Origin of the sequence: Gimesia benthica (assembly GCF_009720525.1) — a bacterium.
In the GTDB taxonomy this organism is placed as follows: Bacteria; Planctomycetota; Planctomycetia; order Planctomycetales; family Planctomycetaceae; genus Gimesia; species Gimesia benthica.
In genome coordinates this window covers 5225361-5248835 of record NZ_CP043930.1, presented here as the reverse complement: position 1 = coordinate 5248835, position 23475 = coordinate 5225361, and the positions used below count along the sequence as shown (strand labels likewise).

19 protein-coding genes are annotated in these 23475 nt (G+C 52.6%); 7 read left to right on the top strand and 12 right to left on the bottom strand.

Annotated elements, in window-relative coordinates; translation table 11 throughout:
- Window positions 1-401: 401 nt before the first annotated feature.
- The 4 genes from xylB to F1728_RS20360 all read right to left on the bottom strand — a co-directional run bounded on the left by xylB (window position 402) and on the right by F1728_RS20360 (window position 4797).
- Window positions 402-1934 (bottom strand): xylulokinase, encoded by a 1533-nt coding sequence (xylB, locus tag F1728_RS20375; protein ID WP_155365619.1) that lies wholly within the window; start codon window positions 1932-1934, stop codon window positions 402-404.
- 77 nt (window positions 1935-2011) lie between these two features.
- A complete protein-coding gene (locus F1728_RS20370; RefSeq protein ID WP_155365618.1) occupies window positions 2012-2776 on the bottom strand; it encodes a 3-keto-disaccharide hydrolase in 765 nt (254 codons plus the stop codon).
- 98 nt (window positions 2777-2874) lie between these two features.
- The gene (locus F1728_RS20365) at window positions 2875-3642 is read right to left on the bottom strand and encodes a glucose 1-dehydrogenase (RefSeq protein WP_145043483.1); all 768 of its coding nucleotides are present in this window, start codon (window positions 3640-3642) and stop codon (window positions 2875-2877) included.
- A gap of 177 nt (window positions 3643-3819) precedes the next feature.
- Complete coding sequence (locus F1728_RS20360) at window positions 3820-4797, bottom strand: threonine ammonia-lyase (protein ID WP_155365617.1); 978 nt, start codon at window positions 4795-4797, stop codon at window positions 3820-3822.
- Between the two features lie 367 nt (window positions 4798-5164).
- On the opposite strand from F1728_RS20360, the gene F1728_RS20355 reads away from it, so the two are divergent.
- Complete coding sequence (locus F1728_RS20355) at window positions 5165-7597, top strand: PSD1 and planctomycete cytochrome C domain-containing protein (protein WP_155365616.1); 2433 nt, start codon at window positions 5165-5167, stop codon at window positions 7595-7597.
- A gap of 4 nt (window positions 7598-7601) precedes the next feature.
- Window positions 7602-9050, top strand: a complete 1449-nt coding sequence (locus F1728_RS20350) for a DUF1501 domain-containing protein (protein WP_155365615.1) — start codon at window positions 7602-7604, stop codon at window positions 9048-9050.
- A 91-nt stretch (window positions 9051-9141) separates the two neighbouring features.
- Here the strand turns inward: F1728_RS20350 and purB are convergent, their stop codons facing one another.
- Window positions 9142-10572 (bottom strand): adenylosuccinate lyase, encoded by a 1431-nt coding sequence (purB, locus tag F1728_RS20345; protein WP_155365614.1) that lies wholly within the window; start codon window positions 10570-10572, stop codon window positions 9142-9144.
- Between the two features lie 92 nt (window positions 10573-10664).
- Complete coding sequence (locus tag F1728_RS20340; RefSeq protein WP_145046486.1) at window positions 10665-11345, bottom strand: metal-dependent transcriptional regulator; 681 nt, start codon at window positions 11343-11345, stop codon at window positions 10665-10667.
- A 395-nt stretch (window positions 11346-11740) separates the two neighbouring features.
- On the opposite strand from F1728_RS20340, the gene F1728_RS20335 reads away from it, so the two are divergent.
- The gene (locus tag F1728_RS20335; RefSeq protein ID WP_155365613.1) at window positions 11741-13573 is read left to right on the top strand and encodes a hypothetical protein; all 1833 of its coding nucleotides are present in this window, start codon (window positions 11741-11743) and stop codon (window positions 13571-13573) included.
- Entirely contained in the window at window positions 13570-14592 is a 1023-nt protein-coding gene (locus F1728_RS20330) for a disk-shape morphogenesis protein volactin (RefSeq protein ID WP_155365612.1), read from the top strand. The genes F1728_RS20335 and F1728_RS20330 overlap by 4 nt, the downstream gene beginning before the upstream one ends.
- A gap of 12 nt (window positions 14593-14604) precedes the next feature.
- Here the strand turns inward: F1728_RS20330 and F1728_RS20325 are convergent, their stop codons facing one another.
- A complete protein-coding gene (locus tag F1728_RS20325) occupies window positions 14605-15795 on the bottom strand; it encodes a DUF1570 domain-containing protein (protein WP_155365611.1) in 1191 nt (396 codons plus the stop codon).
- A 294-nt stretch (window positions 15796-16089) separates the two neighbouring features.
- On the opposite strand from F1728_RS20325, the gene F1728_RS20320 reads away from it, so the two are divergent.
- The gene (locus F1728_RS20320; protein ID WP_155365610.1) at window positions 16090-17445 is read left to right on the top strand and encodes a hypothetical protein; all 1356 of its coding nucleotides are present in this window, start codon (window positions 16090-16092) and stop codon (window positions 17443-17445) included.
- Window positions 17446-17486: 41 nt separating this feature from the next.
- Here the strand turns inward: F1728_RS20320 and F1728_RS20315 are convergent, their stop codons facing one another.
- The 4 genes from F1728_RS20315 to F1728_RS20300 form a co-directional block, all read right to left on the bottom strand.
- Window positions 17487-17924 (bottom strand): SufE family protein, encoded by a 438-nt coding sequence (locus F1728_RS20315; RefSeq protein WP_228030258.1) that lies wholly within the window; start codon window positions 17922-17924, stop codon window positions 17487-17489.
- A gap of 139 nt (window positions 17925-18063) precedes the next feature.
- On the bottom strand, window positions 18064-19146 hold the full coding sequence (locus F1728_RS20310; RefSeq protein ID WP_155365608.1) for an Mrp/NBP35 family ATP-binding protein: 1083 nt from the start codon (window positions 19144-19146) through the stop codon (window positions 18064-18066).
- A gap of 86 nt (window positions 19147-19232) precedes the next feature.
- Window positions 19233-19670, bottom strand: a complete 438-nt coding sequence (locus F1728_RS20305) for a hypothetical protein (RefSeq protein ID WP_155365607.1) — start codon at window positions 19668-19670, stop codon at window positions 19233-19235.
- A gap of 488 nt (window positions 19671-20158) precedes the next feature.
- Window positions 20159-20653 carry a hypothetical protein gene (locus F1728_RS20300; RefSeq protein WP_155365606.1) on the bottom strand — a complete coding sequence of 165 codons (495 nt, stop codon included), beginning with the start codon at window positions 20651-20653 and terminating at the stop codon, window positions 20159-20161.
- Window positions 20654-21010: 357 nt separating this feature from the next.
- Between F1728_RS20300 and F1728_RS20295 the strand changes: the two genes are divergently transcribed.
- On the top strand, window positions 21011-21346 hold the full coding sequence (locus tag F1728_RS20295; protein ID WP_155365605.1) for a hypothetical protein: 336 nt from the start codon (window positions 21011-21013) through the stop codon (window positions 21344-21346).
- 201 nt (window positions 21347-21547) lie between these two features.
- The gene (locus F1728_RS20290; RefSeq protein ID WP_155365604.1) at window positions 21548-21868 is read left to right on the top strand and encodes a DUF427 domain-containing protein; all 321 of its coding nucleotides are present in this window, start codon (window positions 21548-21550) and stop codon (window positions 21866-21868) included.
- Here the strand turns inward: F1728_RS20290 and F1728_RS20285 are convergent.
- Window positions 21849-23123: a YkgJ family cysteine cluster protein gene (locus tag F1728_RS20285; protein ID WP_155365603.1), complete on the bottom strand. Its 1275-nt coding sequence runs from the start codon at window positions 23121-23123 to the stop codon at window positions 21849-21851. The genes F1728_RS20290 and F1728_RS20285 overlap by 20 nt on opposite strands.
- Window positions 23124-23475: the final 352 nt, after the last annotated feature.

The following is a 23475-nucleotide window of genomic DNA, read 5'->3' as shown; positions in this document are numbered from 1 at the left end:
TAAGCTGAAGCATTCAACCTGGCTGAAGCGTTTAGAATATAATCGATTTTTCTGTATTTGTCTTGGGGAAGGCATGTGGATTAGTGGAGGTCGCCTGACTTTTTCTACCACTCTATCCAATATTGATCCAGTCGGGTATGGGGACCTGTCATGGATTATTTCGGCATCCGTTAAGCCAGACTTGGAAGAACTCTAATCTGTAAGTGGGGATTGGCCAAATACAGACATCAAGACTCGTCACAAAGTACGCGTCCATTCCCATCTTAAACTAACTGTTTCGCCTCAGTTACACAATTGAACTTACGTAAAATAGTTGCGAAACAGGTGTTTCCCAAGTCGGATGGCCTGATTGGGCAAACTGTTCTCAGTTACGGGAATCCGTAGACTTAGTGGACACCAGCCTACTTTAAGAGCTGATTAATGCGGGGGAAATCCTCCTTAAGTGAGGAGTAGAGCCCCTGAAAAACGGGATAGGCTTTGTTGTAGATGCCTTTCGCCTTTGAGTTTACGCTCGTACTCTGCACCACCCGAATGGTGGATGAACAGGCTTCGACCACATCTTTATAGGCCCCGGTTCCCGCAGCTGCCAGCAGCGCCACCCCATAAGCTGGTCCTTCTTCCGCGTTGATGGTTACCACCTTCTGACCGTAGATGTCCGCCTGCAGCTGTCTCCAGAAGGGGCTGCGGGCACCACCACCCGAGAGTCGAATTTCCCTGACCGGAATATTCAATTCCTTGATAATTTCCAGCGAGTCCCGCATCGCATAAGTCGCACCTTCCATGACTGCCCGCCCCAGATGGGAGCGACCATGTCTTAAGCTCAGCCCAATCCAGGCAGCCCGCGCATCGGGATCGGCATGAGGTGTCCGCTCGCCGGTGAGATAAGGCAGAAAGAACAGGCCTTCGCTTCCGGGAGGCGCCTGCTCTGCCTGGGCGGAAATCAGTTCATAAGGATCGACCTTCTTGCGTTTCGCCTCCGCCACCTGTTGTTCGCACAACTGATTGCGATACCACTGCAGACTTCCCCCGGCGGAAAGAACCACGCCCATGACGTGCCACTTATCGCGCACCGCATGGCAGAACGTATGCACGCGTCCTTCAGGATCGATCTGTACTTCATCGCTGTGTGCGAAGACCACGCCGCTGGTTCCCATCGTCGCCGAGATCACACCTTTTTTGACGATACCGTTCCCCACGGCTCCCGCAGCCTGGTCTCCACCACCGCCGACGACTGCGACTCCCTTGGAGAGTCCCAGCAGACCGGCTGCGTCAGCGGTCAGATGCCCGCTGACATCTTCGGATTCATAAACGTCGGGCAGCAGACTGTCATCCAGTTCGAGCTTACTCAACAAAGGACGACTCCAGTTCCGCTGTTTGACATCCAGCAGCAGAGTACCGGATGCGTCGCTGACTTCGGTCGCGAATTCGCCGGTCAGACGGAAACGGATATAGTCTTTGGGCAGCAGAACCTGAACGGTCTTGTCGAAATGTTTCGGTTCATGATTCCGCAACCAGAGAATCTTGGGCGCAGTGAAACCGGTCAGGGCCGGATTGGCGACCAGCTTGATCAGCTTTTTACGACCGCCGGCCCGCTGTTCAATTTCCGCACACTCAGCTGCGGTGCGTTGATCATTCCACAGTAAAGCAGGGCGGATGACTTCATATTTCTTATTCAGAAACACACTGCCGTGCATCTGCCCGCTCAACCCGATGCCTTTGACGTCTGCGGCTTTGATTTTGCCCGTCTTGAGGACCTTCCGAATACTCTTGATTGTTGCCTGCCACCAGTCTTCCGGGTTCTGTTCCGACCAGCCGGGGTGCGGACTATAGAGCGGGTACTCTTCCGTCGCAGACGCCAGAATGGTTCCATCTTCCTGCATCGCCAGCGTTTTGGTACCACTGGTTCCTACATCCACACCCAGAAAAACAGCCATGCTTTGGTTCCTTCTCTCTCGGTCAGTTCATCTTATGCAGTGAAACGGAAAACTGCTGACAGGTTCAGCATACAGTTTTACTCAGGACAGACACAGCCGACGGGATGAATTTCTGCCAGCTCGCGAATCCAGATATTCCGGAATTTGACGGGATTCTTGTGAAACTGCAACTCAATGGGCAGCTTATCTTCATGGGCCGTATAGAAGGGCGGCTGGTGGTAGTAAGTTGCCCCCTGCAGTTCCGTGTGGTTCTGTACGATAACGCCGTTCTGAATGACGGTCAGGTATGCAGGCTTGATCAACTGGCCGTACTCATTGAAACGGGGCGCGTTGAAAATGATGTCGTAAGACTGCCATTCACCTGGTTTGCGGCAGGCATTCACCAGTGGCGGATACTGCTTGTAGATGGCAGCAGCCTGACCGTCGAAGTAGGTTTTGTTGTCATACGAATCGAGAATCTGGACTTCATAATTTCCCATCAGAAACACACCACTGTTGCCACGCCCCTGGCCGTTGCCTTCGACTTTGGCTGGAGTCGCAAATTCAATGTGCAGCTGGCAGTCGCCAAATGACTGTTTGGTCTCGATGCTCTGTTTGTCAGCCACGACATACCCGTCTTTGATCTTCCACTTGTCGCCCCCCTTCCATTGATCCATATTCTTCCCATCGAAGAGGACGATCGCATCGGATGGAGGCTGATGCGGGGCAGTTTCCACAACCTTGGGTTCTTCCCAGATCAGACCATTTTTATATTCTTCGACCAGGTTGGCGTACGTGTGATATGCGGTTCCCAGAAACATTAAAACAATGAGAACACGAAAAACGCGTTTCAGACCAGTCATACTTTACTCCTGTGATCTATCTTGAATTGAGTTAATAATCGGTAATCGGAATCTGAGCCCCATGAGGCCCGGAAAGCGGTTTTCACAGATAACTGCGATCAGTAATCGAGGCTGGCGCCCCCTTCGGCTTCAATGGCCTGTCCGGTAATAAAACTGGAATCCTCAGTGGCCAGGAACAAAGCCAGTTTACCCATCTCTTCGATGGTTCCCATCCGCTTGAAGACCTGCAGATCAGCAACTCGTTTCAGAGCGGTCTGGGGATCGGGCAGTGTCGCTGCCCAGTCGTGCATCAGTGGTGTGTCGATATTACTGGGAAGAATCGCATTCACGCGGATGCCTGCTTCGCCCAGCTCAATCGCCAGTGATTTGGTAAAGCTGACCTGCGCGCCTTTGGTGGAGCAGTAAGCCGTTGAGTGATGCTGCCCCAGAACTGCGGTAATCGACGACATATTGATGATCGTCCCTTTGGTTTTCCGCAAGTGGGGTAACGCGTATTTGGCCCCCGCGAAGGTGCTCAGAAAGTTGACGCGCATCAACTGTTCCATCTCTTCGATGCTGGTTTCTTCCAGGGACATCGCGGGCGGATGCACGCCGGCATTATTGATGATGCAGTCAAGTCGTCCATACTGTTCGACGACCAGTTCGATTGCGGAGCGGAGCTGTTCGTGCTCACCGACATCGCATTGCACGAACATCGCTTTTCCGGGGCCGGCTTCGTTCAGTTCGCGAGCCAGTGCCTGACCTGCCTGAATGCCCCGGGCCAGTATCGCCACGTGGCCACCCTCTGCACAAAAGACACGGGAACAGCCTTCGCCGATCCCCTTGCTGCCACCGGTGACAATCACGACGCGATCTCGAAATCTCATTTTTTCCCTCGCAGGATCTGTTTTGCAGGATCAAATCCGGATAGTCCAGCGACACTCCGGGTTTGACATTTACGGTAACAATTACCGCGAGGGAATTCCAATCCAACGCTAAAGCGAATTCGCGGGCCTGGATTAAATAAATGAGCTTTAGTTTTATTGCGCGTTAAAGAATTCAATTCATGCGGATTGTTCGGAGCCGAGCCGCAAAATCTCCGGGAGTTCAGCAAGATTCAGATTGCCACCACTGAGGACCGCCACCACCTTTTTACCCGCAAACCGATCTTGATATTTCAAGACAGCTGCCAGCGCCGCTGCACCGGCTCCTTCGGCAAGGTTGTGGGTCTCTTTGAGAATGTGGTAAGCCGCCAGCCGCATCTCATCTTCGCCGACCAGTAGAAAGTCATCGACCACCGACTGCATGATCTGTTGTGTCAGCTCGGCTCCAGCGCGGGTCGCGACTCCTTCCGCCCAGGTCTGTGCGGTCTCGGTTGTCTGCGGGCTGCCTGCTTTCCAAGAAAGCTGATTTGCCGGTGCATTCTCTGCCTGCACCGCGATAACTTCCGTTTGGGGATGCAGGTGTTTCGCAACGATGCCCGTGCCACAGACACCGCTGCCCATCCCCACCGGCACAATGACCACATCCGGATCGGGCAGGGTTTCAAAGATTTCGATGCCCTGGGTTCCCACGCCTGCAATCAGCTTGGGTTCATTGGCCGAGTGCACGTAACGTCGCTTCCCATCGACCAGTTCGGTTTCCAGATAGTGTTTGGCTTCATTGAAGTCTTCACCCGCCTCAATGATTTCAGCACCCAGCATCTGGATAGCGCGGACTTTGTCGGGATTATTATGTCGCGGGACCACGATCGTACACTTGATACCAAATCTGCGGGCCGCGAATGCCAGGGACTGACCATGATTGCCGGTCGAACAGCCCATGATACCTGCTTCACGCTCTGCGTCAGACAGGGTACTCACCAGGTTAATACCGCCACGCACTTTGAACGCACCGACCGGCTGGTGGTTTTCGTGTTTCAGGAATAGTCGAGTGCCCGTTAACTGACCCAAGCCAGGCCATTCGAAAAGGGGAGTGGGTGCCAGCACCTCTCTCACGCGGGGGAGGGCCTCCTGGATATCCTGAAACGTTGGAGCTTGCATTTTCGGAACCTGTATTGAATGAAAATGTCGGGAGTGAGCGATACCGCTATGACACCGCTGCTCTTTTGAAGTTCGTGAGATCGCCGGCGATTGTCAAGTTTTGCCCCACTGTTTTTCGGCAGCAAAGCCGAGAACCCTTGTTGCAGGTGCCCGGAGCGACTGATATGATTAGGTCAGGGCTGAAGAAATTCCTCTCTCTGTCCAACATGTTCCTACCTGCCGGATGTTGTTTGTCCGGCTACCGTTAACTCGATTCGTTACGGACCGGTAACACCAAACCAGTTTTCCTCGCGTTTGATGTGCCAGGTAATCCGGGCTCGCTGCCTCCCGGCACTTCTCTCGTGTATTCGACTGAGGGCGAATTACCATGTTGCGAGTCTTGCGCTGTTTTCCAGGCATCACTCTGCTGGCGTTATTCACGCTCCCCGTACAGGCAAACGCCGGACCTCCCCAGGTCAATTTCAACCGAGACATCCGACCGATCCTTTCCCGGAACTGTTTCCACTGTCACGGCCCCGATGCGGAGCATCGCGAAGCCGACTTGCGGCTCGATCAGGAAACCGGTCTGAATTCTACCTCTGAAACGGCCATCATCCATCCCGGGCAGCCGGACCAGAGTGAGCTCTTCGCACGGATTTCCAGTCACGATGCAGACACCGTCATGCCTCCTGCCGACTCAGGCAAGAAACTGACGAGTGAAGAGATCGAACTGTTCAAACAATGGATCGCTGAAGGCGCACAATGGTCGCAACACTGGGCGTATGTCAAACCCCATGCCAGCCCGGTCCCTCAAGTCAAAGACCAGCAGTGGCCCGTGAACTGGATTGACAATTTCGTCCTCTCACGCCTGGAAGAGCAGGGACTGAAACCGTCGCCGGAGGCAGACAAAATTACTCTACTCCGTCGCCTGAGTTTCGACCTGACCGGACTGCCGCCCACGCGGGCAGAAGTCGACGCATTTGTGAAGGATGAGAGTCCCTCTGCATATGAAAAGCAGGTTGATCGCCTGCTGGCATCGCCGCATTATGGCGAACGGATGGCGATGTACTGGCTGGATCTGGTCCGCTTTGCAGATACGGTGGGATACCACGGCGACCAGGATCACCACATTTCCCCTTACCGGGATTACGTGATCGACGCCTTCAATCACAATCTGCCCTTTGATCAGTTTACCCGTGAGCAACTGGCAGGTGACCTGCTGCCTGATCCCAGCTTACAACAGAAAATCGCGACCGGATACAACCGCGTTCTGCAGACATCCCACGAAGGGGGTGTCCAGCGGAAAGAGTATCTGGCGATCTACGCTGCCGACCGGATTCGCAACTTCTCGGGAGTCTGGATGGGAGCCACGATGGGCTGCTGCCAGTGCCACGATCACAAATATGATCCGTATACCGCGAAAGACTTTTATTCGATGGTCGCCTTCTTCGCGGATATTGATGAAGACCAGCATCTGAAACGGGGAGCTGACCGTATTCCGACGATTCGTGAACCGGAAATCTTTCTGTACTCTGAAGAGGAAAAACAGAAAATTGCCAGACTCGACGCCAAAATCAAATCCATCCAGGATAAGTTGAAAGCCATTTCCAGTCCGGATATCCAGAAACAGTCGTCGGAGGAAAAAGAGCAGAAGCTCAAACAGATGGGTAAGCTGAATAAGCAGTTGGGGCCCCTGAAAAAAGAGCGGGAGGCCATCGATCGCGGTGCGGTCAAAACCATGATCACCGTTTCAATCAAACCCCGCGAAATACGAATTTTACCCCGTGGTAACTGGCTGGATGAAAGTGGCCCTGTGGTCCAGCCCGCGATCCCGGAATTCATGGGACAGATTAAAACAGACCATGAGCGTCCCACGCGACTGGACCTGGCCAACTGGCTCTCAGCCAAAGACGGATATGGCCCGCTGATGGCCCGCGTGATGACAAACCGATTCTGGTATCTGTTCTTTGGCCGAGGGATTGCACCAGTGCTGGACGACTTTGGAGGACAGGGAGGGCCACCGCATTACCCTGAACTGCTCGATCAACTGGCGATCAAGTTTTTCGAAGATGAGTGGGACATCAAACAGATGGTGAAATTCATCGTCATGAGCCGCGCCTACCGCCAGTCGTCACTGGAAACTCCCGAACAGCGGAAAACCGATCCCTTCAACAGACGCCTCGACCGCCAGGCCCGCTTCCGTCTGCCTGCTGAGATGATCCGCGATAACGCCCTGGCGATCAGCGGTCTTCTGGTGACCGAGATTGGTGGCCCGAGCGTGAAGCCGTATCAGCCTGCAGGGTACTATCGACATTTGAATTTTCCGAAGCGAAAATATGTGTCGCATCAGGACGAACGACAATGGCGACGCGGAGTCTACATGCATTGGCAGCGTCAGTTCCTGCATCCGATGCTCAAAGCCTTTGATGCTCCCAGTCGCGAAGAATGTACGGCGCAGCGGCCTCGTTCGAACACCCCGATCGCTGCGATGACCTTGCTTAACGATCCTACATTTATTGAAGCAGCCCGCGTTTTCGCGGCACATGTGATCCAGCAGGGCGGTAAATCCGATCAAAGCCGTATCAACTTTGCCTTCACGCAGGCGACGTCACGCGAACCGGAATCGTACGAGGTCGAAGTGCTGCAGGACCTGCTGAACTCGAACCGGCGTGCGTTTGCTGATCGGACAAAAGAGGCCCAGGCTCTGACCAGCACCGGTCTCACTAAAACCGAAGCCAACCTGGAAGCGGTTGAACTCGCGGCCTGGACGGAGGTCACACGGGCTCTGCTCAACCTGAATGAAGTGGTGACGAGGAACTAAGAAGATGTTCGACTTCAATCAATTACAGACACATTTGAATCGGCGTACCTTTCTCTCCCGTTCCGGCGTTGGGCTGGGATCGGCGGCACTGGGATCGCTGCTCACCCGCGATAGTCTGGCTGTAGCGAAATCGAAAACGGTGACAACGGCCAGTGATGGCCTACCCGGTCTGCCGCACTTCGCCCCCAAAGCGAAACGGGTGATCTTTCTCTGCATGGCGGGGGGACCGACTCATCTGGAGACCTTCGATTACAAACCCAAGCTGGCGGAAATGGATGGGAAGCCTTTTCCGGAAAGTTATACCAAAGGACAACCCATTGCCCAGCTGCAGGGTCGCGATCTCAAGTGCCAGGGACCACTGACCAAGTTTCGCAAGTACGGCGAGAACGGCCAGGAGATCAGCGACTTTCTCCCCTGGACTGCCAAAATCGCTGATGATATCTGCATCGTGCGTTCGATGGTCACTGAGCAGATCAATCACGATCCCGCGCACACCTTCATGAACACAGGCACGGCGATCAGCGGTCGACCGTCAATGGGTTCCTGGGTCACTTATGGACTGGGAAGTGAGACCGAAGAACTTCCCGGCTTCGTGGTATTGACCAGTGTCGGCGGACGTAATCCACAACCGATTGCTTCGCGACAGTGGGGAACCGGCTTTCTTCCCAGTCGGTATCAGGGAGTTCAGTTCAATTCGACCGGCGATCCGGTGAACTATCTCAAAAACCCTGCAGGGATTACTGATCCCCAGCAGAAAGAACTGATCGACGCCGTCCGAAAACTGGATCGTTTCCGGAACCAAAGTGTTTCCAATCCGGAAATCGATACCCGCATCGCCGCTTACGAGATGGCGTTTCGGATGCAGACGTCCGTTCCGGATTTGATGGATCTGTCTGACGAATCAAAAGAGACTCTGGAAATGTACGGAGCCGAAGCGGGTTCGGGCACCTATGCCACAAACTGTCTGCTGGCTCGACGACTGGCGGAGCGGGGTTCCCGTTTCATTCACCTCTATCATCGTGGCTGGGATCATCACGGTGACCTGGTCCGCTACATGAATACCTGCTGTGGTCTGACCGATAAACCAACGTGGGCTCTGATCAACGATCTCAAATCACGTGGGATGCTGGATGAAACCCTCGTGATCTGGGGAGGGGAATTTGGCAGAACGCCCATGTTCCAGGGCAAGGGAGGCGCCGGCCGTGACCATCACATAAAAGGTTTTTCCATGTGGATGGCCGGTGGAGGGATAAGAGGTGGAATTTCTTATGGTAATACAGACGAACTAGGCTATAATTCCGTTGAAAACATAGTACACGTGCGTGATCTGCATGCAACCATGCTGCATCTCTTAGGAATTGATCACAAGCGCTTCAGCGTTGAATTCCAGGGCCTGGACACCAAACTCACTGGTGTCGAAGAAGCACGCGTCATTAAAGAAGTACTGACGTAGCAAGGCACTACTATAGTCCCTGAGGCGCCCCGATGGTCTTCCATCGGGGCGTCTTTATTTTCACAGGGAACAAAGTGGAATCAGGAGAGTTTCAGACCTTGAGATCCTCAACTGACTGATCGAGGTCGGCCTGATATCGCTGCCTCACCGGATCCACGATTTCCGTAACAAAGGCATCAACCTGCTCCGGAGCCCGGCCAATGTATTTTCGGGAATCCAGGGCACTAGCCAGATCACAGCCGGCGAAGGCCGGATCTTTCTGCAGGCGTTCGATCAGATCATTTTGACCGCCACGCACTTTCACTTCCGCTCCGGCAGCCTGACTATGCACGCGGATCCGTTCGTGAAGATCCTGGCGATCTCCGCCCGCTTCGACGCCTGCCATCAGGAACTCTTCAGTCGCCATGAAGGGAAGTTCCTCATTGAGGTGTTTCTCAATCACCTTTGGATAGACGACCATACCATCGACAATGTTGCGATACAGAATCAGCACTGCATCAATGGCCAGAAAAGATTGCGGCAGCGACAATCGACGGTTGGCACTGTCATCCAGTGTCCGCTCCATCCACTGGGTGGCTGCGGTATCTTCGGCATTCGCAGTCAGGCTGATCGCGAAACGAGCCAGCGAACACATCCGTTCGGAACGCATGGGGTTGCGTTTGTAAGCCATTGCAGATGAACCAATCTGATTCTTCTCAAACGGCTCTTCCAGTTCTTTGCGGTTCTGCAGAATACGTACATCATTGCCCGCCTTGTGCGCCGACTGACCAATGCCACTGAGGGCACTGAGTACCTGGGCATCGACTTTTCGTGAATAGGTCTGCCCGGTGACTGCGTAGCGATCTTTGAAGCCCAACTTGTCTGTGACGCGGCGATCGAGTTCGTCGACTTTCGCATGATCACCTTTGAAGAGTTGCAGGAATGTTGCCTGGGTACCCGTTGTTCCCTTCACACCCCGGAAACGGAGTTTTTCGATTCGGTATTCAATCTCTTCCAGATCCAGAATCAGATCGTAGCACCACAGCGTTGCCCGTTTACCAACGGTCGTCGGCTGGGCAGGTTGAAGGTGGGTAAACCCGAGGCAGGGCAAGTCACGATATTCGACGGCAAACTTTGCCAGTTGATCGATAACAGCGACGAGCCGTTTGCGAACCTGCTCCAGACTTTCGCGAATCATTACCAGTTCGCTGTTATCGGTGACGAAACAGCTGGTTGCTCCCAGGTGAATAATCGCTTTGGCATCCGGACAGCGTTCGCCGTAGGTATGCACGTGCGCCATTACATCGTGTCGCAGATCTTTTTCTGCTTTCGCTGCCAGTTCGAAATCGATGTCATCGACGGCTGCTCTCAGAGATTCGACCTGTTCCCGGGTGACGGGCAGTCCCATTTCGTGTTGTGATTCTGCCAAGGCCACCCACAGACGTCGCCAGGTGGAGTGCTTTTTCTGAGCCGACCAGATTTGACTCATTTCCTTCGAAGCGTAACGACTGATTAAAGGGTTTTCGTAGGTAAGGTGACTCAATTTCTTCTCTTTCTTCAGCAGTGTGAACCGGCCTGAACTGTGTCAGCCAGTCGTTCACTCAGTTTCTGTTAGCACCAGCAGCCTGATTCCAATTAAGCTGCTTCCACAGGAACAACTTTGACGTTCTCAGCAACATGGACTCCCATGGAGAGCGTCTGTCCGTTCCATTCCGAGACAACAATTCCTGCCTCGCTGTTTTTCTCTTTGACGACTCCCTGCGATCCGAGCTGTAACCCGGAGCGGGAGAGAAAACGTAAAAACTCAGTTTCCTGATCGGTGACCTGAACGATCTTGACGTGTGTACCAGGTTGACACGCCGCGAGGGTGGTCAGGTTCGGATAGGCCCGCCGCATCCGACCGTCGATCGACGGAATAGGATCGCCGTGCGGATCGGCTTCCGGGAAGCCCAGATATTCGTCGATATGGTCCACGAGAAAATCGCTGACCGCGTGCTCCATGTTTTCGGCTTCCGCATGGATCTGATCCCAGGTCAGCTTCAATGTCTGAAACAGGAACAGTTCGATCAGACGGTGTCGTCTGAGGACGCGAATCGCGGAATGCTTACCGGCCTCAGTCAGGCTGGCGCCTTCGTAGGGTCGATATTCCACCAGCTTAGACTGCTTGAGAGTTTTGAGCATGCTGGTGACGGTTCCGGGAGCAACGTCCATGTAGCGGGCCAGTTCTCCGGTGCTGATCCATTCCGAACCGGACTGGAGACTGATCTGCAGGATCGCTTTTAGATAATTCTCGACTGTTAAACTAGTTGCGTTCACCAACAGACTGGTCCCATCAAATCAGCAAGACCCTGGAAAAGAGCGTGAATGAGCACAAAGTCCGAAATCAGGAACCAGGGATCTGAATTTCGTTTTCCTCACGGGTTCATCCTAGCAATATCAGATTTGACTTGGAATCAATAGCCATCACGAAATTGGTGGCATTTTGAGATCACAGGTCGTGATCCCTAATCCAGGGAATCGATTCAAGTGACTGATAAATTAACACTTAATTGAATTCATCAAGGACCTCTGATCTGGTGGTTTTCCCCGGAAAACAAGATTTTGACTGATGGCGCATGTTAGTTTATGCCGATTTTAATGATTGTATGGCTCTCTCTACGCATTTCATTGCCGTATCGTCTGACTCTCCCACTGACAGTAAGGATCGCCGGATGTACCGCTGGCACAAGGTTTGGTTCGCAGCTTTGATGCTCGCTCTGCTATCAGGAGCCTGCAACGTCACTCGTGCGCAGACCGTCTTTCGTAATCTGGAATTGACCGAGTCCCCCGCGCAGCGGAAGGCCGTGATCGGACTGTTGGGTGAATTCAACCAGTGTGCTGCCTATGAAGTCAACCGCTCTGAACTGAACATGAACGCTGTCATTTCCGGTGCAGGGGGAATGACACCCCAGGCTTCAGGATTAATTCGCGTCGTTCGTGGCGGCCGCATCAGCCAGGAAATCTTCTATTCACCAGAAATGGATCTGCCCCTGATGCAGGGTGATGTGTTGATCGCCGTGAAATCATCTGCAAATCTGCTCGAAGACAACACGGTTTCAGGAACGTCACAATCATCGGCATCACGAGGCCTGGTTCAGATTGCCATTCTGAATTTACGCGACTACCCGATTGTATTTGGGGTCCCTGCCGAAATCGCTGATCTGGCCAGCATCTTGCGTTGCCTGCGACAGCCGGTCGAACAGTATGCAACGATGTCAGAATCCATCAAAATTATTCCCCCCGAACGTCGTCGGGCCCAAGCGCAATTCAAAACCAGAAAGCTGACCACCCGCTTCGAATCGGGTACGGTACTGGTTCTGGGTACACCACAAGCGATGAATCTTTCGCTGGTCCCCCGCTCATTACCGACGCCGCGACCTTTACAAAATTCTGCTGCCGCCGGGGCTCGTCTCCATCGGCAGACATCTGCTCCGAGTTCGATCTCTGCCAACGATTCACGTTTCCGTAACGCGACTCCTCTGGATCAGGAAGCTTCCATTGATCCGCGTCAGGTTACGCATCCGGAACTGGAGATTCCTACTCAAGAGCAGAAGGCTGAAGAACCCGAACAGAAACCGCTGCAGCTCAATGGTCCACTGTTGCAACAGACTTCAGCGACTTTGGCTGCGATCCCGAATCCTCTGGGGGCTACTTCAGAGAAAGAAGAGTCTCACTCCGAACATCATCATGCTGATGGGGCTGAGCAGAAGTCTGCTGGCTCTTCCGTTCCCGATCTGGACCTGGGCCGGGCTCCTGAAGCCCCGAAAGATGACGTACAGACTTTGCTCGACGATGAGCATCCGAAATCGGAAATCGAATATGATGAAGAAGAAGCTGGCTTCTGGCCGCCGGGAACCGGGTTTCTGCTACTGGCTGGAGTCGCATTCGCTCTCTGGAAATACCTGCGAAAGAAACCGGTCTTCCCTCAGGAACAGGCAGAGCAGCCTGAGCTCGATTTAGAAGTTTTCGAAGAAGCACAGGTATCTGTGAAACAGGAAGTAAAGGAACAGATATCATCGGAACCGGCGGCGATCATCACCAGCTGGGACGAACTGCCTCCCCTGCCCGAAAAGTCATTGCTGGAGCAGATCCTGGAGAAGCAGATTCCCGTGATTGATGAAACGCCTCAGATTCCGACACAGACATTCATCTACGGACGTCATCAAAGTAAAAAAGGACGCATCGATCAGGCCGAAGCTCTCAAAGGTCCGCATTTCCTGAAACAGAAGACTCCGGATACGAAAGTGGCATCAGGCCACGACGCATCTCCACCACCGGTGCCGGATCCAGTGCGAAATCCAGATGAGAAAAAACTGAAAGCACCGACTTTCCGCTTTGATCGTTCTCATCCCGGGAATACCAAAGACAACGAAGTTCCTGCGGCACCACCTCGACCTCATACAGGTGCCCCAGGAAAAACTCCAGCAGGTTCAGAAAAGAAAACAGAACAAAGCAGTATTCTTGATCGGGTTCTTCAGGCCGTACAGGGAGTCATGCCCAAATGAGTAGTGCCTTACTGACAGGCTCGATCTGCCTGCGAACCTTACAAAACAATGAACAGTTTAAGCTGACGCGGCGTTCCATCGATACGGCTTATGCTGTCATGGATGATACCAACGAGAACCGCCAGTTGCTGCAACGTCTGTCCGTACCGTTCCTGTTTTCAGAAGGGACATTGATTATTCCCGGGGAACAGGCGGGAAAGATCTCTCGTTTCTCCAATCTTGAGCTGCTGCCTCTGATCGAACAGGGGGAACTGGTGCTGAACGACCCCGTTCATCGTCAATTACTCTCTACGCTGATTCAGTCAGTACTGCCGCGGTCTCGGACAACCGGGGAGCACTGTGCCTTCATTACGCCGGGATCGACATCTACATCAGCGTTATCAAAACTGGTGTCTCAGTTAATCGCCCTGCAGGGTTACAAACCATTCGCTACGACGATCACCCTGGCTGCAGGGTTGTCTTCGCTACCAGCCGCCTCGCGATTTTCGGGATATGTCGTTTACCTGGGACACTCGCACTCCGAGATTGGGCTGATCCATCAAAGCCGTGTCGTGGCGCGTCAGTCGACCCCGTATGGCAGTGAATGGATGGACGAACAACTGGCACATGCCTACAAGCTGCTGACCAGGAATCCGGATGGAGAAATGGTTTCTGATCTGGCAGGCGCCCGAGATAAACGTCTCGGCCCGGAAGTCAGTCTGAGCCCTTACCTTTCCAGCCCGTCTGCCATATCCAGCTGGTACGACAGCCTGCTCGACAGTCTGCTGGATCAGTTCGTTTCCCAGATGGCATCCATTCAGGCTTACACTTCCACGCTGGCCACACTACCCGTGATCTACCTGGGCGAACTGGCTACGGTTAACGGACTGGGAGAATTACTGGCTCAGCATTTAAACAGCCGTGACATCCAGTTCGACGCGCAACAGGTCGTCTGTATTCCGGATGCCGCTGATGCAATCATCCGCGGTGCGCTGGTCATTGCCGCGATGGAAGAAGAATCTTCCGCTCAGGCTGCCTGATTGAGACGAGAATCAGGGGCGACTCTGTTTGACCAGACTCTCTGCGAGTTGGTCCATGAATTTCAGGTAGTCGACTTCGAGTGAACGCAGATTCGTTTTAAACGCCTTTTGAAAATCGCGTTCCCGGACATCTGCGGTATAGGGTTTAAGCGGATCGCGCTGGGCAACCTGTTTCAGGTAGCGTGCATAGCGGGCCGGTTGTGTTTCCACCAGGAAAAAGGTGAGCGCCCAGGATTCGGCGTACGCATCCAGTGTCGAAGTTTTAAATAAATTATCTTCCCGGATGAAGGAACGCAGAGAATCCTGTTTGCGTCGGGTGCGAGAATAATTCATGAACCAGATCAGCCGATCGCGGTTGATGCGGGAAGTGGAGTCCGATTTGCCTCCCGTATGGGAACGGAGTTCATCGGACTCGAAAGTAGTCGCCAGGCCTTCTACAACCCAGCGTGGATTATCGCCAATCCGCGAATGGAGACCGGTATTGAAGGCAAGCTGATGCGTCGCTTCATGGATCATGGTATCCCGTAGTGCCTCAGTCAGATTCTTGCCACTATTTGAGATCCGGGAATATGTGAGTTGTGTGCCGCTCTGCGTCTGTTCCAGTTCTCCGACTGTGGGAGCTGCATTCTGGTCGAACAGTGCCGTCCGGTTTGTATAAGGGTGATAGTAACCCAGTAAACCCTGCCCCGCGCGGACACCATCTTTGCGACAGTATTCGAAGAACTGCTGCTGATCCGGAAAGATCACCGCCACCATCATGAATTCAGGAGTTTTCACCTGGTAGCCACGCAAAGCGAAGTAATGACTGAACGACTGATATAGCTCTTCAAACACGTTGGCATAGGCGCGTGCTTTACCGCGGGGGGCACACACCAGGTAATGCCGGGTCGTCGTGACTTCAAACAACGGTCCGAATTCGTCCTGCAGCTGTTTTTTCATCTCGGAAAGAGAAAGCGTTTGAAACTCGGATGCCACCCTGCGGAACGAGGTCACTTTTTTCAAAGGAACTTCTGACAACATACCAGTCTGATCGACCATCCAGCTCACGTCGTGGTCATGAATCAGAGATTTTCCTGTAAAGACCTGGTCTTCGGTCTTTAGTTCGATCAAGGAAGGAGGTTTGGCGCAGACAGGCACTGCCAGCAGGCAGAAGAGACTGACGCCTCTGAGACAGAACAGGAATGATTGCAGGCAGGTTGACATTAATCGGGCCTTAAGTCAGACGACAGGCTGGCGGGGGGGAGTGATGAGTAACATCCTGTTGAAAGTATAATACCTGTCTGGCGGACAGGCTGCGAAAAATCAACATCGGCGACTCTGAGTACAAATTTGCTGTCAAACTGCAAGGAAGGTGCCGGTTTTAACTGATACTCATTCTGGTGAATCTCGATTTCCGGCATTTTCACCATCCGACCAACAGTTACAATGAAGAGTAGCTAATGCGTTTATGATTATTACGATCTCTTCGACTCTTGCCCTGATATAGAAAGCAGCCCCGTGTACCGTTCCTGCACGACCAACTTCCAGATGAGTGGTTTATGCCTGCTTGCTGTATTGAGTCTGACGTCTGTCACACTGTCTGCCCCACCTGAGCCTCCTGCCAGCGAACAACAAACCACAAACAGAAAACAGGTAGAAGAACTGATTCGCCAGCTGGATGATAATCAGCGGATGGTGCGACAGCGGGCCGAACTGGCGCTGGTTGAATTGGGGAAGCCGGTATTGAACCTGCTCCCGGCTCCCGAACTGGTCTCCAGTCCATCCGTTCGCGAGGCGCTGCAACGGATTCGCCTGCAGATCGAGAAACAGGCGGCCCGGGAATCAATCAAAGCCTCCCAGGTTAATCTACAGGGGCATTATTCTTTACAACAGATCCTGCAGACGATCATGAAACAGACGGATAATCAGCTGGACTGGACCCGGTTATCCGAATCACAGCTGAAGCAGCAACTTGATGTTCGTTTTATCGCGACACCGTTCTGGCAAGCCGTTGATGAAGTAACTCACAAGGTGCCAGTAACTTATCAGATTAATGGCCCTCGTGATCAAATCCACTTCGAACCGCGTGCCTCATCAGAATCCAAGACCGCCTCTGATCCCGCAGTCTGTTATGACGGGCCCTTCCGAATTACAGCGGATCGCCTGCAGACGCGTCCTCTGGCAGGGAGTGAGAACCAGGATCTGCTCCGCATTACATTTCGCATTCAGGTCGAGCCCCGTTTACGGCCACTGTTTTTGAGTTATGCCGCCCGCAGACTGCAAGCAGCAGGAACGACGGAAACCAGGCTGCCTCCTTTTAATCCCGGCGCAAAATATGAACTCCCGCTGGGAGAGAGGGGCAAAAATCTGAACTTTACGATGCAGTGGATTCTGGAGCGGGGACAACATCCACAGGCGGTTCGCGTGCATGGTAACCTGGAGATGGAACTGGCTGCAGAAACCCTGCCAATTACGTTTCGCGATCTCTCCTCTTCTCAGGGAGCAGTCCGTCGACGGGGCAACGTGTCGGTCGAACTCGTCGACGTCGAGCGAAAGCAGTTGCCCGACAGTCAGGTTCTCAATGTACGCATCGCCCTGAGCTACGATTATGGCGGGCCTGCATTTGAGTCGCATCGTACCTGGATTTACCACAACCGGGCCTATCTGGAGGATGCGCAGGGGAAAAAATTCTGGCTCGAAGGTTCTTCACAGACGACTCTTGAGAGCACAGGAAAAATTGGCGTGCTCTATCGTTTCACAGGCCTGCCGGCGACTGCGCACCCCGATCAGTTTACTTACCTGGCACCCACCCTGATCACTGCGGCACCGATTGAGCTCCGCTTTGAAAAACTGGAACTCCCGCCGCAAAAGTAGATAGTCTGCTGACATCAGCGGAAGACCTGGTTGGTAGCGTCTTAGTTCTGCTCGGCGAGCACGCGGGCTTCCTGTTGAACCCGTTCGACCATGCCCATCAACCCGTTTTTGCGCTGCGTACTGAGATATTTATCCAGTTGCAGACGGGAGAAATAATCCTTCACATCGATCTTAAGCACTTCATCAGGCGTCCGGTTCTGATAGATCGCCAGCAGAACCGCAATCAGACCTTTGACGATCAGGGCATCGCTGTCTGCATTGATGCGTAATACCTTACGGCCTTCGGATTCCTGCAGGTCCGTCGTCAACCAGACCATACTCTGGCAGCCGTGCACGCGGTTGGTTTCCGTTTTCTCAGTCTCGGGCATCGGCGGCAGTTCAAAACCGAGATCGATCAAAAAGTCGCAACGCTCTTCCCAGTCACCAAGAAAATCAAACTCCTCGAGCAACTCATCAATGGTGATTATTTTCTCATTCATTTCGGTATTCTGTACGGCTGAATTTTGTCTGTCAGACATCGGATTCAATACTATCTCACATTCTATACTATATTATCACAGGGTGAATATGTAGTTCAGAACGCTGCGGCTGAAGAACACGGCTTGCGATCACGCGGGATCAGAGAATCTCCATGGCAGGCTTGATTGGATTTTCCAGCAGTTCGCGGGCAATTTCGATGGCAGTCGCTTCGGCCACTTTGAGTAATGGCTCAGTCGAAGCCAATTCTTCGGTCACGAGATGTGAAATCTGGCCGGCGTCCGATTTTTCCCGAATTTCGGCGTTCATCGGGATCTCGCCCAGGAAGGGAATCTGTAATTCTTCCCCACGGGCTTTGGCACCGCCCCGCCCGAAGATTTCGCCCGACATATTCTCGACAATTCCCAGAACGGGGATTTTAACCTGCCGGAACATCTGCACTGCTTTAACAGCATCCAGCAGAGCAACCTGCTGCGGAGTACAGACGACGACAGCACCTGCCAGTTCCAGCAACTGAGACAATGTTAAGGAAACATCACCGGTACCAGGCGGCATATCAATAATCAGATAATCGAGTTCTCCCCATTCCGTGTCCTGGAGAAACTGGGTGATCGCCTTGTGCAGCATCGGGCCCCGCCAGATCACAGCCTGATCCGGTTCGACGAAAAAGGCCATCGACATGACTTTCAGTCCGTCCGCTTCCACTGGAATAATTCGCGTGAGTGTCTGACCGTCTCTCCCCTGAAACTCCTGCGCCATCGGTTTTTCACTGGTTCCTACCAGATGGGGAATACTGGGGCCGTAGACGTCCGCATCCACCAGACCGACTTTAGCACCAAACTGCTTCAACCCATAAGCCAGGCTGGCAGCAACCGTGCTTTTGCCGACGCCCCCTTTGCCCGCTCCGACGGCGATGACATTCTTCACCTTCAGGCCCAGGCGACCGCCCGACTGTTTGCCCCTGATGTTCGTGGAATATTCCACATCCACATACTGGCATTCGGGGAAGGCTTTCTGAATGGTGCCGCTGATTGACTCAGTCAGTTCTGATTGTAGTGGATAGGAAGGCACGGGCAGTTCGATCCGAACCGTTACCTGTCCGCTGTCACCTGGCTGGACTGACTTTAACAGACCACTTTCCGTCAGGGGCTTACCAAAAACGGGATCTTTCAGATCGGTCAGACTTTTCTGCAGGTTTGCTTCAGTGAATTCGGTATTCGACATCAGTTGAGATTACTTTCCTATTACTTAATACTTCTTCCGGAAACGGGACGGCAGCATTCTTTACACATCAGGGTAGCCGATCACAGTCAGTTCGTTTCTTCCGGATGAGACATTGTCACGCGGGTCTTCGACAGATAAGTCTGACGTTTTTGAGGATAAGGTTCCAGATACCAGCAACAGATTTTGGCGAGGCGATCCGGCTCCAGTTTTCCACTCTGTATATGAAATACGCCCAGCTCACGTAAGGCCCACTCCAGGTTTTCCAGAGGATCCGGTGAAAAGATCATCACCGGAAACCGGGAACGTGCCGTCTGGTGCCTCTGCAGGAACTGTAAACAGACAGTTTTCCCTGCACTGAAATCGAGAATGACCAGCACAGAGCCAGGATCTTCCAGCAGGGTCTGTTGAAACAAGGCCTGCTCCGAAGAGAAACCGGTAATGTTCCAGTCAGACCGGCCTTCAAACTGCCAGCGCAGTTCCGAAACCAGGTGTGCCCGCTCTTCAAGAACAAACACGTTTTTCATGAGATCAATATCCCAGTCAACAATCTGCACAAAACACCACACATCAGATCCAATTGTCTCTCTTCTTCAATCGTATACAGGCACGGGATGAATACAACTCACAGCAGGGGAACAGAATCAGGTCGCGGATAGTTTTTTCAGGTTCCGACTGCTATGGAGCGTGAGCCGCAGCAGAAGGACCACATGTACACATAACGCAAATATATGCCAAACACCGTGTGAGACACCCTTTGCGGAATCGAATGCCGTCATAATCGTTACAAGTACCCCTTCAGGACCCACTTTGGGGGGTGGCCCCACAATTTTGTGTTTATTCAATAACTCTCCGCGGAATCTGGCCGAAAAGATAGGCAGGTTTACCTTTTTAATTACGTGAGGCTATGGACTCCACGGTTAGTTAGCAAACCTCATCTAACCAAACCGAGAAGAGTACCTCACGACCGTCCACGAAGCGAATCCTTGGAGATTGCCTAAATGAAATTGTTAAGTTACGTTGCCGCTGTAGCGGTTGTTTGTTGTGCTGGTGTATCTGCTGAAGCTGCTGGCTTCCTGGGTAAAGGATGCTGTGCTCCTGCCCCTACTTGCTGTGCACCTGCTCCTAAGAAATGCTGTGCCCCCAAGCCAACTTGCTGTGCACCTGCTCCTAAGACCTGCTGTGCTCCCGCACCGAAGGCCTGCTGTGCTCCTGCACCAAAGACTTGCTGTGCACCTGCTCCTAAGACCTGCTGTGCCCCAGCTCCTAAATCTTGCTGCAACACCTGCGAAAGCAGCTGCTGCGGACACAAGAAATTGTTCAATGGTGGCTTCCTGCGGGGTTGCAAAGATCGTTGCGGCAAAATGTTCAACCGTTGCAAAGATCGTTGCTGCAAAGTCAAAGTTCGTTGCTGCAAAGTTAAGAAGTCTTGCTGTGCTCCAGCTCCAACCTGCTGTGCACCAGCTCCTAAGCCGACTTGCTGTGCTCCGTCACCCAAGTCTTGCTGCAACTAATCAGATTTGAAACTAACTGAAATCCCCGCACTAAGGGATTGGTTAATCAGGTCCGAAGGGCAGCTTCAATAATCGTGAACGTCAAGTCCGAGGGAATCACTTCCCTCGGACGGACTTCACCAGAAAGAACGTCCTTCACCAATCGAATCTGAATTGAACTGCGATAAAAAATTGAAAAAAATGGTGTCTCTCTTTAATAGGGAAACATCATTTTTTTTATGCGCGCTGCATTAGAATCGAAAGCTGGCCAGCATCCTTCCAATTTTCGTTAACAGCCATTAGACTCAGGTTTTAACATCTATATTTGTAAGTTTTCGTTTGTTATACCCGATTCAGATTTATAGTGTGCACGTATGAAAGTCTCCGATTTACTTGAACGATATCAATGGGAAAAAATCCCAGACAGCCAGGGGCGGTTCACGCTGAATCAAAGTAAATCCCTGCTCTCAGTGGAAGAACTGATTGGGGCAGAGGATGTGGAGATCAAACAGCATCCCTCTGCTCATCCTCAGGAAACCATTCATATCGTAGAACTTGAGGATGGTGGCCTGATTTCCTATCAGCGCCAGGATGCGACTTTCATCCACACTCTCAATTCAGAAAACATGTTTAAACGCAAACAGTGGGAACTGGGAATCATCTCCTTCAGCCCCCGACAGATGCCCCCCGAAGCCTCAGACAGTCTTTGATTACCCTGTACCACTTTCAGTTTGACTGACTGTTGAGGATCGCATTTTTTCACCGCCAGCTGATCGGTGAATTATTTTTTCATTTTTTTGTTAGTATTCCGGGCCGACTTGACTACGATAGTTGTGGGCAACCTCACTGAATAAACCATTCTCATTTCGTTAGTCAAGCCATTGTTATCACTTAACGATGAGGAGTTCGGTGTGCCTAAAGCAATCTGGAATGAGGCTGTCCTGGTCGAGTCCAACGACACCGTTATGGTGGATGGGGATATCTACTTTCCCATTGAATCGGTCAACTCCCGCTTTCTGAAGAAGAGCACTTCTACATCTACCAGCCCCCAGAAAGGCAAAGCCTTCTTTTACGATGTTGTCGTGGAGGATAAGGTGAACCGGGATGCCGCCTGGTATTATCTCAACCCCGAAAAAGAATATGGGCAGCTCAAAAACCGGATTGCGTTCTGGAAAGGAGTCGAGCTGACAAACGAATCTGATATCTCATCTTCTACTGACCGTACCAACTGATGAGTTTCTTGATGTCGCCGGTGCGTGATAACGTTTTCACCCGGCTGCGAAAATGAGGCATTCCGAAAACCGGTGAATATCCATGGTGGTGATCGGCAATTGTCATCGCCTCATTGATATCTTCCGCCACAAGTTCTGTTCTCCCCTCTCCTGCGGCAATCCAGCGTGCGATCCAGAGAATTGAGGGGAACATCAGCGCCAGATGGTAGAAACCTTCCACAAACGGGATGTCGTAATAGGCTGCTCCCAGAAAATGCAGCCCCTGAATTTTGACGCGAAAGTAGCGTGAGAATAACTTCTGACTCTCGGCAGGCAGCGCCCCAAACGGCTCTTCCAGGGCAGCGAAAGGGACACGCTGAAAACGTTCCTGCAGTTGAGGTATGTTGCCACTGCCCCGGGTAAACTTCAACGCGGACATCAGCAGCGATAACCGTCTGCCTAACCCCCTGGCTGTTTCCGCATGTGTATCTTTGCGGGCGTATTGTGCTGCCAGCAGGCGAAACTGAATTCCCCCTAACCTGCTGGGAGGCGTGCGGGGGATCTCCAGATCAGCCGGCAGTTCCTGATCCACGGCCTGGGAAATCAATTCGAGAAATTCCGTGAAGCGTTCTCCCTGCACAACGTCAAACCGCGCGTGTTCAATCAACTCAACCCACCCCAGTGCGCGCAATAGACTGGTTTGCACAGGGACTTCTGGATCAGCGAAGAAACGACTGAGCGCGGTAACTGCTTTCAGTGTATCCGGCCAGCCCACCGCTTCCCGTGCCGTCAGATTCGGTGCGGGAGGAGCTTTATGCCGCTTGGGCAACACCTGGTTGACAATCTTTCGAATCGCGGGTTCCTGCCGGTCAATGCGTTCACCCAGGTTCGCAACGACCGAAGGACAACTGAAACGCAGACTGACGGCAATGTCATTGCCTGCAGGATGGAAGGCATACGGATAAACCTGGCAGGCCAGCGGCTTGGCAGGCTCGCCAAATTTAGCATGAATCCGACACAGGCCCCGTTCATCCAGAAAGATACAGGAGCCATCTTCCTGATGTGCCAGGCGGTAGCGTTGGCTGGTCGGTGAGATCCCCATCTTTACGATCACCGGTTTGCTCCCTGGGATCGAATCATCCTCAGCCCAGCGCTGTTTGTCGATCCGTTCTTTTTCTTCCAACGTGATTTCAATCTGATGCTGCTTACAACATCCCCCACAATTATGGCAGTTCCAGTTCTGGATCGTGGGCAGCTTTAATGAGGGAGCAGGCATGAAGAATCTTTAAGACAGACATTGTGAGACAGTTTAATGGGACCGTTAATTGTAAAGATTACAAAAGGGAAACGCAAAGTCAGTCTCTGGTCCATTTTTCTTGCCAACTTTTACAGACGGACCTTGAGAATCGCTGATTCGGTATAGACACATAATCAAGATTCTCTAAAATCCCGCTCGCTTGCTGAACAATCAGATCATTTCTGTTCGGTCTTTCCGCAGAGACCGGCCACATCAATCCCCGCTGTATGTGAAACAGAATGCCCGAAATCTGAATTTCGGCAGGTACCCGTCCATAAGTTTTTCCCTTCCTGCAGATCACCAGTCTCATCCGGGAAATCATTTGGAACAT